This is a genomic window from Alkalibacillus silvisoli, assembly GCF_039521975.1.
Classification (GTDB): domain Bacteria; phylum Bacillota; class Bacilli; order Bacillales; family Alkalibacillaceae; genus Alkalibacillus; species Alkalibacillus silvisoli.
Map to the genome: position 1 here is coordinate 466598 of NZ_BAAACZ010000009.1, position 16036 is coordinate 482633.

Genomic DNA, 16036 nt, shown 5'->3' on the forward strand with positions numbered 1-16036 from the left:
AGGTTAAGTAAGAAAGGGGGATTGCTGATGTATCCGAACCCGAAAGAGCATCAACATTCCAACAAAGAAAAATTAATTCAGTCACTTGGTCAACTAGAAATGGCCTTAGACCAATTACAAACTAGAATATATGACCCGACAAAAGAAAAAACGAACTAATTTGTAGTATGTTGCATAAATTCATGATACATTTAGGGGGAAGAAGGGTGGTCGTTATGCAAGAATTTATGCAGCTAACAACTGATTTAAGAAATAATGTACTTGAAGATTGTTTAAGGCGATATGAGCATGGTCGAAAGTTCGATCGGAAAAACTATGATGATTTTAATTACATTAAACATGAAACATTACCGCAATTTGAAAAGATAGAAAAATGGGAAGAGGATGCGAATACAGTAGTTCATATGATTGCTCTGTTCCCAAACCAAATAAAAAATACAAAAGATAACCTAGAGATTATGATTCTTCATAGTTACTTTCACGACGTCAGAAAGAAAAGGTTCATGGAATTATATCAATCTGTCATGTACAATTTAGATCTCATATTAAATGATGAAAAACAATAATAACTGTTGAATTATATAAACCCACTAATGATCGCGAGGGAGCGTTAATATGGAGAGAAAAGAATTAATACAGTCAGCAAAAGAAATGCTATCAAAAGCTTTCGTACCTTATTCTAAATTTCCAGTTGGAGCGGCATTACTAACGAAAGGTGGAGAGGTTTACCAAGGTTGTAACATTGAAAATGCAGCATATCCTGTAACTTGTTGTGCTGAACGTGTCGCAATTTTCAAAGCAGTATCAGAAGGAGAAAGAGAATTCGAAGCACTTGCTGTTATAGCGAATACTGAACGCCCAGTTCCGCCATGTGGCTCTTGCAGACAAGTTATGAGCGAGTTTTTTGAACCTGATATGCGTGTTTATATCACAAGTAAAGAGTTAGAAGTAAAAGAAACAACCGTTAAGGAATTGCTGCCATTTTCTTTTACACCTGGAGACTTAGAATCTGGAAGAGAATAATTGATGAATTAAAAACGTTTAACCATAATTCACTTAATTTCAAAAGAGCTAGTTAAAACTAGCTCTTTTTTTGATATACTAGTATTATGGATATTAAATCATTAACCGCAACAGGCTATAAACCACATGAATTAAATATTTTTAATGAAAACGACATTAAAGTACAAGTTATTAAAGAAGCTATAAAAAGGCGACTTCTGCCATATGTACAAGCTGGTCTTGAATGGATCGTTATTTCAGGACAGCCGGGTGTAGAAATGTGGGCATATGATGTCATTCATTCACTAAAAGAGGACTATAATATAAGAGTAGCTGTTATCCCACCATTTGTGAATCAAGAAAAGGTGTGGAATGAAGAGAGGCAAAATAAGTATCAAAAAATGCTAGCTCAAGCTGATTTTACAAAGCCATTAAGTGAAAAAGAGTACGAAAACCCAAGGCAGTATCAAACTCGTGATCGATGGTTGATTGAAAAAACGGATGGAGCCTTAATTCTATTTGAAGAGGAGTACGGTGGGTCTCCAAAGTATTTTTATCGATTAGTCAGACAATATCAAGAAGAGCAATCTTATGAATCGATTATTATTAATGCTTTCGAGCTTGATGATGTCGCTTTTGATTTGCAGGAATCGGGACAGTTAAAACAAAATGATGATAAGGGGGATTAATTAGAGATGAAAAAACCACAATTATCTAATCAAGAAATTTTGGACAAGGAGTTTAAAACAACTATAAGAGGTTATAATCAAGATGAGGTCGATGAATTTTTAGACATTGTGATTCAAGACTACGATTATTATGAGAAAGAGGTTAAGCGCCTCAATGAAGAGCTAGAACGATTGAAAAATGCTACTGCCTCGGGTTCTAATACTACATATGCTAGTAATCAAAGTCGAACACAAGTTAATGCAGATGTATTACAAAGACTTTCTAACTTAGAGAAAGCTGTATTTGGAAGAAAACGAACAGAATAATTACCAATATCTACACTAGCATGCTTACAAGGAGTGTGCTATAATACCTTATTCAGGCATAAGTAAAGAGATCATAAATGTCTACGTAATCGCTCAGATGTCTCATTTGAGAGGAAAGTCCATGCTCACACGAGCTGAGATGCTCGTAGTGTTCGTGCTTGACGAAACTATAAGTCAAGGTAGCTATTTAGATAGCTAACGGCAGGGAAATGACCTAAATTTTCGGATATGGTCAGATTACCTTTAAAGTGCCACAGTGACGAACTTGATTGGAAACAATCAAGGTGGAACGCGGTAAACCCCACGAGTGAGCAACCCAAATTATGGTAGGGGCACTTTTTGCAGGGAAATCAACCTAGCAAAAAGACAAGTGTCACATACACTTGTAGATAGATGATTACGCCTAGAGTACGAGGTTGACCACCGCTTGTAGTACAACAGGACAGAACATGGCTTACAAGACATTTATGGGTCGTCTTTTATTATGCCTTAATTTTATTTATTGCGAGAGTTCTGTTTAATTTTACGAAAAATAAATGACGCGCAGGTGGTTATTGTGGAGACACATATTTAATAGAGCCGCAATATAATTTATTTCAACAATAAGTTTACATAATATTGTTAATATCAACTTACTGAAGTTATTAATTTCTACTGTTTGAAAGGACTGGATCATAGTGACAAATCAAGTAACATTAATCGCAACTGCTGCAATGGGGTTAGAAGGTCTAGTTAAAAGCGAAGTAAAAGATCTAGGTTATACAGATATTCAAACGGAAAACGGGAAGATAATATACAAAGCTGATTACTTAGGCATTGCACGTAGTAACATGTGGTTAAGGACAGCAGATCGTGTAAAAGTGTTGATTGGGGAGTTTAACGCTTATAGTTTTGACGAATTGTTTGAACAAACGAAAGCTATGCCGTTTGAAGATTGGCTACCAGAAGATGCGTTTATTCATGTTGTAGGAAAATCTCATAAATCAACTCTTTATTCGGTACCTGACTGTCAATCCATTGTCAAAAAAGCAATCGTTTCACGTTTACAAGATCAATATAACATTTATACTCGTCTAGATGAGTCAGGTGCACGTTATAAAATTGAAGTAGCCATTTTGAAAGATAAAGTGACATTGTCGATCGACACGACAGGTTCAGGTCTACATAAGCGTGGATATAGAGTCGAACAAGGCGAAGCTCCTTTAAAAGAAACTTTAGCAGCTTCACTAGTCAAGTTAACAAATTGGACGCCTGAGAAACCATTTGTCGATCCCTTTACTGGTTCAGGTACGATAGCAATCGAAGCAGCATTAATTGGGCAAAATATTGCACCTGGATTTAACCGAGAGTTTTCTGCTGAAGAGTGGGCATTTTTACCGCAGTCAATCTGGAATCAAGCACTCGAGGAAGCAGAGGATCTAGCCAATTATGATCAACCACTTGATATAACAGGATCAGACATAAGCCATCAAGCCATAGAAATGGCCCAAAATAATGCCATGGAGGCTGGATTAGTCGACCTGATTAAATGGAAACAAATGAATGTTAAAGATTTTAAGCCTAAAACAGATGTCGGTTATTTACTCGGTAATCCTCCGTATGGTGAACGCTTAAATGATCGACCTGAAGTCGAACAGTTATATAAAGCTCTAGGCGGTATTATGAAGGATTACCCAAAATGGAGTGTCTATATTATGACAGCCCATGAAAACTTCGAAAATTTTTATGGAACAAAAGCGTCTAAAAAACGTAAATTATTTAATGGTTTCATTAAGACAGACTACTACCAATTCTTCGGTAAAAAATAAATCTAAGATATCAAGCCACTTAGCAACTGCTAGGTGGTTTTTGTTTATTGTCAAATTACATAAATATATATGTAAAAGGGCAATTTAATAAAAAAAAGGATGAAACTTCCATGGCCTTAATCGCTTCTGTTGGAACAGCAGTACCAAAATATCAATTTGAACAAAGCTTTGCGAAAGACATTATTAGTCAAATTGTACCTTCAAATTCACTTAAAAAGTACTTATCAGTATTTGATGAAGCTGCGATTGACCACCGTTATTTCGTTACAGATGAGACTTGGTTTCAACAAGCTCATCATGGCTTAAAGGAAAGAAATGATTTATGGCTTAATGAAGGAATTAAGTTAGCTAAAGAAGCGATTAAAAATTGCTTAGGTGAAGTATATGACGTTTCTAATGTAGATGCAATTGTGTCTGTTACGAGTACAGGTATATTAACACCATCAATGGAAGTTCATCTATTGAATGAATTGAACTTCAAAACTGATATAAAAAGGATGCCATTGTTCGGTTTAGGGTGTGCAGGAGGGGCTATTGGATTGTCAAGAGCCTTTGATTACATAAAAGCACACCCTGATGAGAGTGTATTATTAGTGACATGTGAATTGGCATCAGTTGCATTTCATCATCAAAACCTGAAACCCAAAGATATTGTAGGTGCTGCTATATTCAGTGACGGAGCAGCGGCAACTTTACTCTTAGGTGAAAACCACCCTAAAGCTAATCGGTCAAATCAAAGTCAATTTTTCATTAAATCATCTGACTCAAAAGTAAAGCCTAAGTCAATGGATGTCATGGGATGGGATGTCCATGATGATGGGTTTTATGTCATTTTTGATGTTTCAATTCCTAAACTTATTGAACCGTTTTGGAAGTCGCATGTAGATCAATTCTTGAATAAACACAAAATGAAAGCAGAGGAAATTAAACATATAATCGCTCATCCAGGTGGTCGTAAAATTATTGAAGAGATGGAACGTGTGCTATTGACTCCCAACTTACTTTCTCACTCGAAAAAGGTTTTAAGTCAATATGGTAATATGTCCTCGCCAACCGTTTTATTCGTCTTAAATGAATTAATGAAACAAGCTGATCTTGAACAGGGGTATGCACTTTTATCTGCTTTAGGACCGGGATTTGCTTCAGAAGTTGTCTTAATGGAGGTTGTTTGAGTGGTTTTTATTTTATTAATTATTTACTTGATTGCTTTAAGGCTCTTGGAGTTAGCTATTGCAAAATCAAATGCTCGTTACCAAACAGAACGTGGTGCAATCGTTGTTAAAGACCAGTACTATCCATTAATTGTCATTACACATGTCTTATTTTTCGTAAGTTTAACCATAGAAAGTTATGTCACACATCAATTTGACCAAAGCTTACCAATGGTTTTATTTGGTGTTTTTATTATTTTGCAAATTTTGAGATTTTGGGTTATTTTATCTTTAGGGAGGTATTGGAATACAAAAGTGGTTATAAATCCAAAGAGTGGGGGGTTAGTAAAGAAAGGGTTGTATAAGTATATTAAACACCCTAATTATTGGGTCGTGTTCTTTGAATTATTAGTCATTCCATTAATGTTTGCAGCTTATATAACAGCTGTGATTTTCCCTGCTGCTCATATTTTCTTAATGACTAAACGTATTCCTTTAGAGAACGAAGCATTAAAGAAATACTCTAAAATGAAAGAGTGACAATCTATAGGATTTAAAAGGTGGGGAAGTATGATTATTTCAGTGCAACAAGCAAAACAAATGTATGATCAAAAAGAAGTCATATTTGTTGATTGTCGTTTTGATTTACAAAACCCTAGTATTGGTTTACAGAATTATGAAGCCTTACACTTACCAAACGCTGTTTATTTTCATTTAGAAGACGATTTAAGTGGTTCTGTAAAACAAACAGGTGGTAGGCACCCACTACCGAATATAGATCAGTTTATAGAAACGGTGAAGTCAAAAGGTATTAGTGATCAATCGATTGTGATTGCATATGATGATCATCATGCTTTCGCATCAAGATTTGCTTGGATGATGAAAGCGATTGGGCACGAAGAAGTGTATATATTAAATGGTGGTATAAAAGCGTGGACAGACCAAGAATATCCTATAAGTGTTGATGCAACTGTCACTACACCAGTTGCTACCAAACAAAATTGGCGATATAAACATGAATTGGTTGCTAGTCAAGAATATGTCCAATCACAAATTGAAAATGAGCAAGTAGCTCTAATAGACTCCAGAAGTTATGAACGGTTTATTGGTAAGGTAGAGCCTATCGATAACAAAGCGGGTCATATACCTTCAGCTAAACATTTTGATTGGATGAATCTATTTATAGATGCAGAATTTAAATCTACAAAGGAATTGCAATCACATTTTAAATCACTAGACATGTATGATGAGGTTATCGTATATTGTGGCTCTGGTGTAACAGCAGCACCTAATGTTATAGCTTTATGGGAAGCGGATTATAACCATGTCAAATTATATGTAGGAAGCTTTAGTGATTGGATCACAAATGATGACAACGAGGTTATTACATTTGAAGATGAGTAAAATAAGAATGTTCTTTTACACGCATATTTAAGTATTTGCTTTGACTTGAAATGCGTGTATTTACTTTGTCTTAAAAAAAATCGGCAACCATAAAATGATTGCCGAATAATATATGTTGTATAATTATTTTTTAACTACGTTAGAAGCTTGTGGGCCGCGGTCGCCTTCAACAATTTCGAAATCAACCTCTTGACCTTCATCTAAAGTTTTGAAACCTTCTTGTTGGATTGCAGAGTAGTGTACGAATACATCATCGCCACCTTCAACTTGGATAAAACCATAACCTTTCTCTGCGTTGAACCATTTTACTACACCGTTTTGCATTTTAAAAATCCTCCTAAAAACTGTCCACCTGAAAGTCAGATGGTTATTTCACAATGTTGAAGTAAAGACCTAAAAAAGGGCAACCTCTACAGAAATGAAGGATCACAAATGCATCTTTCACTTCTATAGAAGTTGCCCGACTTTCATTATGATACTTCACATCTTCATTGCACTTTCAGTATAATGGATGGAGAATTTCAAGTCAAGATTGAACTATTGTTGGTGTTATATAAGGGTTGAGAAGATGACATTATTAATTTGGATTAACTGTATGGGGGACCATCCATAGCTACATAATTATAAAAATTCGAATCAACACAAGTTAGAAGCGTATGCTGCTTATTTTCCCGTTGCCCGAGTTGGATAGTGATTTTTATAGTATTATGGAAGCTGCTCAATTAAAAAAATGGTCGCAACAAACACCAGATAACTTTTCATTTGTTGTAAAAGCCTATCAAGCATTTACAGGACACGATCGTAAACGGTATACGAGAAAAGAAATGGAGGAATTATTTACTTTATACCAAAAACAACTAACCCCTCTTCAACAAGCGGGGAAGTTAAACTGTATTTTATTTCAGTTTCCACCATAGTTTGATGTGAATAAGGACCATATTAAGAAGGCTAAAGTTTATTAGAGAACAATTTAAAGATTATAAGGTCGCTATAGAATTTCGCAATAGAACTTGGTATGATGAGCATATTAGAGAAAATACGCTAAATTTTTAAAAAGAAGAAGGTTGGGTCCACACTGTTTGTGATGAACCCCAAGCAGGCCGCTCATCTATTCCAATTGTTCCTGTTGTGACGAACAAAGAGCAAGCGTTAGTCCGCTTTCATGGTCGTAATGTTTACGGTTGAAACAATAATGGTCAGGAAAACTGGCGTGAAGTCCGGTTTTTATATAACTATACTGATGATGAACTCGCATAATGGCAATCAATAATTTGAGCGACTGAATAATGAAACAAATCAAATAACTGTATTATTTAATAACAATTCAAGTGGCCACGACTTCTCTAACGTTAAAAGGTTTCAACAGATGTTCAACCTTACTTATGAAGGCTTAAACCCTAAGCAGATCGATTTATTTATGGATTAATTTACAGACCTTGCACCTAGATATCGTGCATCCCAATATCGATCTGACATGCTACTGATCGTGACACCACTAGAAGTACCAGCATGAACAAATTGACCATCACCAATGTAGACACCGGCATGAGAGGGACCAGGCTTATATGTTTCAAAAAATACGATATCGCCGACACTTGGATTAGATACAGGTGATGTTACATTCCAAATATCATTGACGGTCCTAGGTAGTGATGCACCGTGCTGGAAGTAAACGTATTGCAGAAAGCCACTACAATCAAATCCAGTAGGTGATGTCCCGCCCCAAGTATAAGGGGTGCCAACGTAAGCTTTTGCTGTGGCTGCAGCATTGTTATAAGATGTGGATGTTTCTTGGATGTCAGTTTGATTAGACTGCGTATTTGCAGAATGGCTTGTTTGTTCAGTTGTAGTGGTATGCGATACTGTAATTATTTGATCTAAGTTACTTAAATCTAAGTCTTGATCATTGAGTTGATTAAACTGTTTAAGTGCTTTTTTAGTATTTTGACCAGCATCGCCATCAATATTGTCATAATAGAGACCTAAACCAGACAATGCTCTTTGAACCCGTTTCACGCGATCAGATTGTTCTCCAAAAGTAATGTCTTCAGCAAGTTCATTTATGACACTAATATATTGATCATAGATCACTTCATTGAGCATTTCTAAGGTTTCCTCATTTAACTCACCACTAGGGGTTAAATGATAATCATTTTGAAAACTTTTCACTGCAAACTCAGTCAGTGCATTGTACCGGTCAGTTGCCTTATTAGGGTAGTAATTTACTGTTTTGAGCTTTCTGTGAAGCGTGACAACTGAATCACCATGGTCTCCATAGGATAACTGATTTAGTTCTTTAACTTGTTGTTTTGTATATGCATCGACTGGTACATGAAAAACAAACGGAGAACTTAATGCTAAACTACCTGCCATTGCACCAACCATGAAAGTTCTCGCGGGTTTGTGTTTGATCATTTTACCAACACCTTTTCATTTCATTGTTATCTGTTCGAAATATATGTGCTGTTTGATCTGTCTATGAATTACAAATATATTACGAAAAATTACGAGGTGAGATAATGGAAAAAAATAATGAAGCAAGTTACTTAGGTTTATGTAAACATGTGTTAGAGGGTGGTAGTGATCGTAGTGATAGAACAGGTGTAGGCACTCGTTCTGATTTTGGTTATCAAATGCGATTTAATTTAAAAGATGGATTTCCACTACTCACTACTAAAAGAGTACCTTTTAAATTGATCGTTAGCGAATTACTATGGTTTATTAAAGGTGACACCAATATCCGTTATTTACTTAAACATAACAATAATATTTGGAACGAATGGGCTTTTAAAAATTGGGTTGAAAGTGATGCTTATCAAGGGCCTGACATGACAGACTTTGGTGTCCGATCTCTTACTGATGAAGTATTTAATGAACAATATCAAAAACAAATGGAACGATTTAAGAAGCTTATATTAGAAGATGATGAATTTAAAGAACGATTTGGTCACCTAGGGGATGTGTATGGAAAGCAGTGGCGTCATTGGAAGAGCTCACAAGGTGAAACGATCGACCAATTAAAGCAAGTGATTCATGATATAAAAACAAATCCAAACTCTAGAAGGTTAATTGTATCTGCGTGGAACCCTGAAGATATTCCAACGATGGCTTTACCTCCGTGTCATACTTTATTTCAGTTTTACGTTCAGGATGGAAAGTTGTCATGTCAACTATATCAACGTAGTGGCGATATTTTCCTTGGTGTACCATTTAACATTGCTAGTTATGCACTATTAACCCATCTAATTGCACATGAATGTGGTTTAGAAGTCGGTGAATTTATCCATACCTTAGGTGATGCACATATCTATCATAACCATTTCAATCAAGTAAAAGAGCAACTAAATAGAGATGTTAGACAAGCACCCAGTTTAATTATTAATAAAGAAAAAGCATCTGTGTTTGATTTTGATGTTGAAGATATTTCTTTAGAAAATTATAATCCTCACCCAAGTATTAAAGCTCCTATTGCTGTGTAAGGAGGTACATTGATTATGAAGCTTTCACTTATTGTAGCTATGGATGAAAATCAAGTAATTGGCTATAACAATGATATGCCTTGGCATTTACCTAATGATTTGAAATATTTTAAAAAAGTGACTACTGGTTCACCAGTTGTAATGGGGCGTAAAACGTTCGAATCAATTGGAAGACCTCTTCCTAATCGGAGTAATATCATTATGACAAGAAATAAAAACTATACTCAAAGCGCGTGTACTGTCATTCATGATTGGGACGACCTGAATGAGGTAATAAATGAAGAACAAGCTTTTATTATTGGTGGATCAGAGCTTTTTAGTAAAGCATTGGAACAAGTGGATTACATGTATATTACAAGAATACATGAAGAATTTAAGGGTGATACTTATTTTCCAAACGTCGATTGGTCAAAGTGGAAACTAGTCGAAGAACGACGTGGAGAATTAGATGAGAAAAACGAACATGAACACACGTTTAAAGTTTATAAAAGAAAATAAGTGAACATTTTGTAACATAATACGTTAACATTTGCAAAAACGCTTTAATTAAGCGACAATATGGTAAGGACTAGTATGAGATTGGTAGGTGTTATCATGACAATCGGAGTACCAGGGCTAATATTAATTTTAGTAATCCTTTTAATCATATTCGGACCTAAGAAGTTACCGGAATTAGGTCAATCACTAGGTCAGACGTTAAAAGAGTTTAAAAAGTCAACAAATGAATTAACAAAAGAACAAGATGATCAACCAAAGAAGACGATTGATCATCAATAACGTTTAAGTATGGGAGTGATATTATGGGCATTGGCAGTATTGGAATTCCAGGACTAATTTTAATTGTACTTGTTTTATTACTAGTATTTGGCCCATCTAAGTTACCTGAGATTGGAAAGGCGTTCGGTTCGTCATTAAAAGAATTCAAAAAAGCTACGAACGATCTTATTTCTGACGACTCCTCTAATTCCAACTCAAAGAAAAACTCAGATTCTAACAACCAATAAGCTTGCATGATTAAGATGTAAGGGAGCCCCTTACATCTTCTTTTTTGGAAACTTTACTTGTGTGAAGATTTGGTTTAAACATAAGAGGGTGAAGTAGATGGCAAACGACAATCAATTTGACCAAAACGATATGGACTGGACAGAGCATTTAGGTGAGTTACGAAAACGTTTCTTTATAAGCTTCATCGTATTTGCTTTATCATTTGGTGTTGGTTTTTATTTTCGTGAAGAAATTTATTTATATATTGCTAATGATGTACCTTTCCAATTAACGGTTTTAAGCCCTTTTGATATTATATGGGTATATGTCATTATTGGTACGATGCTTGGTTTAATTATTACAATACCCTTTTTAGCTTTTCAATTGTGGTTATTCATAAAGCCTGGTTTGACAAAGCATGAAAGAAGGGTAAGCTTATTATATGTACCAGCGATTTTTATTTTATTTATTTTAGGTTTAATCTTTGGGTACTTTATTATTAAAGATCTAGTATTAAACTTTTTACTAGATTTAAGTGACGGATTAGTCAATGAGATGTTTACGGTTAATAATTATTTCCGCTTCATCTTACAAATAACAGTACCATTTGCTTTCTTTTTTGAAGTTCCTTTAATTGCCATGTTTTTAACGAGTCTAGGTATAATAACACCAGCATTTATGAAAAAGACACGTAAGTTTGCATATTTAATTCTAATTATTATTGGTACAATGCTTTCGCCGCCTGATTTTATTTTGCAGCTTATTGTGGCTGCTCCATTAATCTTCCTATATGAACTCGCTATTATCATGTCGGGGATTGTGTATCGTAAGCGAATGAAAAAGCTTGAAGAACTTAACCGTGAATTAGAAGAAGAATAATTGAAGCAGGTGTTTACATGAAAACTTTTTATCATTTTGCGATGCAATTTAGAGGAATTGAAAGTAAAAGTGATGAAAGAAAACAATTAGCTGAATGGATGTTTCGTGATCATGATTTCCCGAAACAATCGACAAATTACGATGATATTACACGTTATTTAGAAATGAATAGCCCGTTTCCAGGAGCGTTAAAAGCGTTTGATGCGTTATGGGATGAATTTTTAGAATCATAATTAAAAGCCAGGTGAAAAGTCACCTGGCTTTTTTGATGAAAGGAGGGCTTAATCCGTACCATTCATCATATTTTCATTGTAGTCATAACTAGCACATGTAAGAGCTACCAACAATGATCAATAGAATGAAAAGAACGACGATTAAAGTGAAGCCTCCACCATAATAACCTTTACTCATAGTTCATTCCTCCTTCATGGTTTTCACTGTTAACTTATGCAAACTAATGAAAGTGCGTATAGGCTATCGTAATGGTACTTGTTTAAATGCATAAATTTTACTTAAATACTTAGAAATTGATATCAAAATGCATAGTTTCGTATTTTTCGACACTTCATTTTCTTATATTAATGTAGAAATGAGTAAAATAGTGCGCTTGCCCAGGAAATGAAGGGAGGTACATAGGAAATGAATATCACAACCGATTGGAAAGAAGTATTGCAACAAGAATTTAGTCAGCCTTATTTTAAACAATTAACTGAAGAGGTTAAGAAGAAGTATGAGATTGAAGAAGTTTATCCACCATATGCTAATATATTTTGTGCGTTTAATATAACCTCTTATGAAATGACAAAAGTTGTACTTTTAGGGCAGGATCCTTATCATGGACCTAATCAAGCTAATGGTTTAAGTTTTTCGGTTAATGCTAGGGAGAAGCTTCCACCGTCATTAAATAATATCTTTAAAGAATTAGAAAATGATATTGGTTGTAGACCATCGCATGGTGACCTGTCTCATTGGGCTAATGAAGGTGTTTTGTTATTAAACACGGCTTTAACGGTCAAAGAAGGTGTAGCGAATGCTCACCATAATTTAGGATGGGAGAAGTTCACAACATCAGTCATTAAGCTCTTAAGTGATCAAAAGGACCATGTGGTTTTTGTGTTGTGGGGGAAACAGGCTTATAAGAATCATTCACTAATTGATTCAAGGCACACCATTATTCACGCACCACATCCAAGTCCGCTATCTGCTTATAGAGGTTTTTTCGGAAGTAAGCCCTTTAGCCACGTTAACGAGGCATTAAAAAAGAATGGGCAAAAGCCCGTTAATTGGTGTTACTAACATTAGCCTATACAGGATATGCTTTTATCCCGTACATTATAATAGTTGATTAAAGGGAGGAATATGTATGTATCCTGCAAGGCCAAACCCACACAATTACTGGAATCAACCAGCACAACCACCAATGAGGCATCATGGCTATCCTAAACCGAACATCATTCATCAATTTTTATCTAAGATTAAAGGTCCGGGACCAACGCCTAAAGGACCTTTTCATGCACCAATTACACCCTTTCAATATGGCGCATCTAATTACCATGGATTACATGGAACACTTAATCAGATTCAAAAAGGTTTAGGGATGGTACAACAAGTCTTACCATTATGGAAGCAATACGGTCCACTCATAAAGAATGCACCAATGTTCATAGATATGGTAAAATTAATGATGGAAGAGGATGAAACAAAAGACCCTAAAGTTGAAAAGGAAGAAGCCTCAAAAGATGAATTGATCAAGCAATTAGAAGATGATATAAAACAAGAATCTGGCTTCGTAAAAAAAGGCGATGAAAAACAAAAGACTGCTGAATTGGAACAACATCCTCGTGGACTACCAAAGCCGAAGTTATATATTTAGGACTCATAGGAGTGATTAAATGAACAATAAGCTAAGTAAAGCAACATTTGCAGGAGGCTGTTTTTGGTGCATGGTCGAACCATTTGATCGTCGGCCAGGAATTGATAACATTGTTTCTGGTTATACAGGTGGACATACGGAAAATCCAACATATGAAGAGGTGTGCTCTAATACAACAGGTCATTTGGAAGCTGTTCAAATCACGTATGACCCAGAAGTGTTTCCATATGACCAGTTATTAGAGCTCTTCTGGCAGCAAATTGATCCCACTGATTCCAAGGGGCAATTTAATGACCGTGGCGAATCATACAAGCCTGCCATTTTTTATCATGATCAAGAACAAAAGCGTCTTGCAGAACAATCTAAACAAGCATTAGAAAATAGTGGAAAGTTTAAAGAGCCTATAGTAGTCGAGATTAGGGAGGCGGCCACTTTCTATCCTGCTGAGGAAGAACATCAAGACTATTATAAGAAAAATTCATTTCACTACAAACTATACAAAAAAGGATCAGGGCGAGAAGGATTTATTAAGGAACATTGGTCTTCTGAGAAAGATCAGTCGACCTTACGTCAAACTTTAAGTGACATTCAATACAAAGTAACACAAGAAGACGCTACTGAACCCCCTTTTCAAAATGAATATTGGGATCATGAAGAAGAAGGGATCTATGTTGACATCGTAAGTGGTGAACCCCTATTCTCTTCAAAGGACAAATATGATGCAGGTTGTGGCTGGCCGAGCTTTACTAAACCGATTGCCCCTTTAGAAGAAGAGTTAGATACATCACACGGTATGCGAAGAGTTGAAGTTAGAAGTCAACATGCAGATTCCCATTTAGGACATGTGTTTGACGATGGGCCTAAAGAAGATGGTGGGATGCGTTATTGTATTAATTCAGCAGCCCTGAAGTTTATCAATAAAGATCGTTTAGAAGAAGAAGGATACGGAAAATACAAACCGTTATTTGATCGTTAATCAAATGTTTGATTAAATTTAGAGGAAGGTGTCATGATGATTCATAAAACTTGGGAAAATAACGAAACAGTTAAACAAATTAAGTGCGTACACACAAATGCAAAAAAATTTACCGTAGAAAACGTTCTAACACCAGGTAAAACTTATGATGTTAAAAATGAATCTGGAGAATTTTATTTTGTGATTGATGATTTAGGTAAAATGGGTGGATTTTATAAAGAATATTTTGAGGAAGTTTAATGATCTTGTGAGTTGGACAAAAGAATTCCCCTTCTCGAAAACCTAAGGCGAATAGATGTTAGTAGGTGCTAGTATCCGCTACGGAAATAAACTCCTTTAGGGGACCTGCCGAGTCTCTTGGTCCCTAAAGGAAGTGGCTTTTCTTCCGAGGCGCTCTGAGCCGTGCGTGCGAAAAGCGTCGACTGAAAGTGAGTCACAATAACAATAACCCAGTTTTTTATTTTTTGGAAGCATTTTGTAGCATTAAACTCGAATGTTTGCTAAGAAAATGCCTAAGGTTTCTTCGTACATTTCCTCTAAGTCCGTAATGGGTAAAGGGTTTACACCTTGAGAAAGCTCTAGTGTGAATCCTGGCCTTCTAAAGTCTTGGATAAACCAATCTTTATAGCCTGCATGACTATCGACGTATTGAATAGGTCGATAACCACTCACCCGACCATATTCTTGTGCGATCTCGGCGGAAATGGGAGGCTCCAAACCTTCATACCCCCAAAAAATAATTGCACCTTGAGTGTGTAATGCTAATACCCGATCAAAGTCTTTAGCTAATGTTAAGTCATATATAGCTAAAGCTTCTGGTTCTGTTAAAGGTCCATATCCTGGAAAATCACGGGGGGATGGATTTTTAGGTTTGCGTTGCTGTTCTAAATCCCAATTTGCTGGAAATTGGTTATTTAAGTCTACCCCTCTTATATTAGCTTTCCATTGATCAAAATTTGTACTTTGATTATTAATACTTAACACTAAATCACGGAATGACTCATCCATAGGTAATCCGTTATTAAGTAAATCAACACCATCTGGGTTCACCATGGGTACAAGGCTTAATGTGATCTCATTAAAATAGTGATGCATATTTTGGCCTCTGATGGGTTCGTTTGAAGATAAAGCATGTAAATAGTCGTTCATAAATCTCATTATAACGCTTGTTGTAATGGACTCATGAGCGTGAAAAGAACCATTAATATGTATGTGCTGTTCCCCGTTTCCAATAACAACTTCATATATGGGTCTACCCATAATGGAATGGCCAATGACATTCAATGCAAACTGATGATATAAAGATTCTAACCTGATTAAATCCTCTTCAAACTTTTGAAAAGTATATAGGCTATCATCTTGAATGATCCGATAATATTTCATTAGTCGTCCCCCTTACATTTTAAATGTATGTTTTTAACTTGGTGAATTTGCACAATTTATGAAAAGTCATTATAATGTTGGGTAGAATTGCTACATACACGT

General features: G+C 35.6%; 24 protein-coding genes and 1 other RNA gene. 21 read left to right on the plus strand and 4 right to left on the minus strand.

The window, feature by feature from the left end; all coding sequences use genetic code 11:
- The first annotated feature begins 27 nt into the window (after positions 1-27).
- The 10 genes from ABDZ63_RS06605 (at position 28) to ABDZ63_RS06650 (ending at position 6360) form a co-directional block, all read left to right on the plus strand.
- Positions 28-159, plus strand: coding sequence for a hypothetical protein (locus ABDZ63_RS06605; protein WP_343782561.1), 132 nt, complete (start codon positions 28-30; stop codon positions 157-159).
- A 56-nt stretch (positions 160-215) separates the two neighbouring features.
- Positions 216-566 (plus strand): DUF1798 family protein, encoded by a 351-nt coding sequence (locus ABDZ63_RS06610; RefSeq protein WP_343782660.1) that lies wholly within the window; start codon positions 216-218, stop codon positions 564-566.
- 49 nt (positions 567-615) lie between these two features.
- Positions 616-1023, plus strand: coding sequence for a cytidine deaminase (locus tag ABDZ63_RS06615; RefSeq protein ID WP_343782562.1), 408 nt, complete (start codon positions 616-618; stop codon positions 1021-1023).
- A gap of 86 nt (positions 1024-1109) precedes the next feature.
- Positions 1110-1691, plus strand: a complete 582-nt coding sequence (locus tag ABDZ63_RS06620) for an SLOG family protein (protein ID WP_343782563.1) — start codon at positions 1110-1112, stop codon at positions 1689-1691.
- A gap of 6 nt (positions 1692-1697) precedes the next feature.
- Positions 1698-1997 carry a cell division regulator GpsB gene (gene gpsB / locus ABDZ63_RS06625; RefSeq protein ID WP_343782564.1) on the plus strand — a complete coding sequence of 100 codons (300 nt, stop codon included), beginning with the start codon at positions 1698-1700 and terminating at the stop codon, positions 1995-1997.
- A gap of 77 nt (positions 1998-2074) precedes the next feature.
- An RNA gene (gene rnpB, locus ABDZ63_RS06630) (RNase P RNA component class B) lies at positions 2075-2459 on the plus strand.
- A 215-nt stretch (positions 2460-2674) separates the two neighbouring features.
- Positions 2675-3805 (plus strand): THUMP domain-containing class I SAM-dependent RNA methyltransferase, encoded by a 1131-nt coding sequence (locus ABDZ63_RS06635; RefSeq protein ID WP_343782566.1) that lies wholly within the window; start codon positions 2675-2677, stop codon positions 3803-3805.
- 47 nt (positions 3806-3852) lie between these two features.
- The gene (locus ABDZ63_RS06640) at positions 3853-4977 is read left to right on the plus strand and encodes a type III polyketide synthase (RefSeq protein WP_343782567.1); all 1125 of its coding nucleotides are present in this window, start codon (positions 3853-3855) and stop codon (positions 4975-4977) included.
- A complete protein-coding gene (locus ABDZ63_RS06645; RefSeq protein WP_343782568.1) occupies positions 4978-5496 on the plus strand; it encodes an isoprenylcysteine carboxyl methyltransferase family protein in 519 nt (172 codons plus the stop codon).
- 30 nt (positions 5497-5526) lie between these two features.
- Entirely contained in the window at positions 5527-6360 is an 834-nt protein-coding gene (locus ABDZ63_RS06650) for a sulfurtransferase (protein WP_343782570.1), read from the plus strand.
- A 123-nt stretch (positions 6361-6483) separates the two neighbouring features.
- Here the strand turns inward: ABDZ63_RS06650 and ABDZ63_RS06655 are convergent, their stop codons facing one another.
- Entirely contained in the window at positions 6484-6684 is a 201-nt protein-coding gene (locus tag ABDZ63_RS06655; protein WP_343782572.1) for a cold-shock protein, read from the minus strand.
- Between the two features lie 359 nt (positions 6685-7043).
- Here ABDZ63_RS06655 and ABDZ63_RS06660 point away from each other — a divergent pair, with 359 nt between their 5' ends.
- Entirely contained in the window at positions 7044-7277 is a 234-nt protein-coding gene (locus ABDZ63_RS06660) for a DUF72 domain-containing protein (RefSeq protein WP_343782574.1), read from the plus strand.
- Positions 7278-7782: 505 nt separating this feature from the next.
- Here the strand turns inward: ABDZ63_RS06660 and ABDZ63_RS06665 are convergent.
- Complete coding sequence (locus ABDZ63_RS06665; protein WP_343782576.1) at positions 7783-8775, minus strand: C40 family peptidase; 993 nt, start codon at positions 8773-8775, stop codon at positions 7783-7785.
- A 104-nt stretch (positions 8776-8879) separates the two neighbouring features.
- On the opposite strand from ABDZ63_RS06665, the gene ABDZ63_RS06670 reads away from it, so the two are divergent.
- The 6 genes from ABDZ63_RS06670 (at position 8880) to ABDZ63_RS06695 (ending at position 11935) form a co-directional block, all read left to right on the plus strand.
- The gene (locus tag ABDZ63_RS06670) at positions 8880-9839 is read left to right on the plus strand and encodes a thymidylate synthase (RefSeq protein WP_343782578.1); all 960 of its coding nucleotides are present in this window, start codon (positions 8880-8882) and stop codon (positions 9837-9839) included.
- Positions 9840-9854: 15 nt separating this feature from the next.
- A complete protein-coding gene (locus tag ABDZ63_RS06675) occupies positions 9855-10337 on the plus strand; it encodes a dihydrofolate reductase (protein WP_343782580.1) in 483 nt (160 codons plus the stop codon).
- Between the two features lie 96 nt (positions 10338-10433).
- Complete coding sequence (gene tatA / locus ABDZ63_RS06680) at positions 10434-10616, plus strand: twin-arginine translocase TatA/TatE family subunit (protein ID WP_343782582.1); 183 nt, start codon at positions 10434-10436, stop codon at positions 10614-10616.
- A 23-nt stretch (positions 10617-10639) separates the two neighbouring features.
- A complete protein-coding gene (gene tatA, locus ABDZ63_RS06685) occupies positions 10640-10843 on the plus strand; it encodes a twin-arginine translocase TatA/TatE family subunit (RefSeq protein WP_343782584.1) in 204 nt (67 codons plus the stop codon).
- Between the two features lie 97 nt (positions 10844-10940).
- Positions 10941-11702, plus strand: a complete 762-nt coding sequence (tatC, locus tag ABDZ63_RS06690; protein WP_343782585.1) for a twin-arginine translocase subunit TatC — start codon at positions 10941-10943, stop codon at positions 11700-11702.
- Positions 11703-11719: 17 nt separating this feature from the next.
- Positions 11720-11935, plus strand: a complete 216-nt coding sequence (locus ABDZ63_RS06695) for a YozE family protein (RefSeq protein ID WP_343782587.1) — start codon at positions 11720-11722, stop codon at positions 11933-11935.
- Positions 11936-12023: 88 nt separating this feature from the next.
- On the opposite strand, the gene ABDZ63_RS06700 is transcribed toward ABDZ63_RS06695, so the two are convergent.
- Entirely contained in the window at positions 12024-12113 is a 90-nt protein-coding gene (locus tag ABDZ63_RS06700) for a YjcZ family sporulation protein (RefSeq protein ID WP_343782588.1), read from the minus strand.
- A 228-nt stretch (positions 12114-12341) separates the two neighbouring features.
- Here ABDZ63_RS06700 and ABDZ63_RS06705 point away from each other — a divergent pair, with 228 nt between their 5' ends.
- The 4 genes from ABDZ63_RS06705 (at position 12342) to ABDZ63_RS06720 (ending at position 14791) form a co-directional block, all read left to right on the plus strand.
- Positions 12342-12998: a uracil-DNA glycosylase gene (locus ABDZ63_RS06705; protein WP_343782589.1), complete on the plus strand. Its 657-nt coding sequence runs from the start codon at positions 12342-12344 to the stop codon at positions 12996-12998.
- A 67-nt stretch (positions 12999-13065) separates the two neighbouring features.
- Positions 13066-13575, plus strand: a complete 510-nt coding sequence (vrrA, locus tag ABDZ63_RS06710; protein ID WP_343782590.1) for a VrrA/YqfQ family protein — start codon at positions 13066-13068, stop codon at positions 13573-13575.
- Positions 13576-13594: 19 nt separating this feature from the next.
- Positions 13595-14551, plus strand: coding sequence for a peptide-methionine (S)-S-oxide reductase MsrA (msrA, locus tag ABDZ63_RS06715; protein ID WP_343782592.1), 957 nt, complete (start codon positions 13595-13597; stop codon positions 14549-14551).
- 36 nt (positions 14552-14587) lie between these two features.
- Positions 14588-14791 carry a DUF6501 family protein gene (locus tag ABDZ63_RS06720; RefSeq protein WP_343782661.1) on the plus strand — a complete coding sequence of 68 codons (204 nt, stop codon included), beginning with the start codon at positions 14588-14590 and terminating at the stop codon, positions 14789-14791.
- A 243-nt stretch (positions 14792-15034) separates the two neighbouring features.
- Here the strand turns inward: ABDZ63_RS06720 and ABDZ63_RS06725 are convergent, their stop codons facing one another.
- Positions 15035-15934 carry a M14 family metallopeptidase gene (locus ABDZ63_RS06725; protein ID WP_343782593.1) on the minus strand — a complete coding sequence of 300 codons (900 nt, stop codon included), beginning with the start codon at positions 15932-15934 and terminating at the stop codon, positions 15035-15037.
- Between the last annotated feature and the right edge of the window lie 102 nt (positions 15935-16036).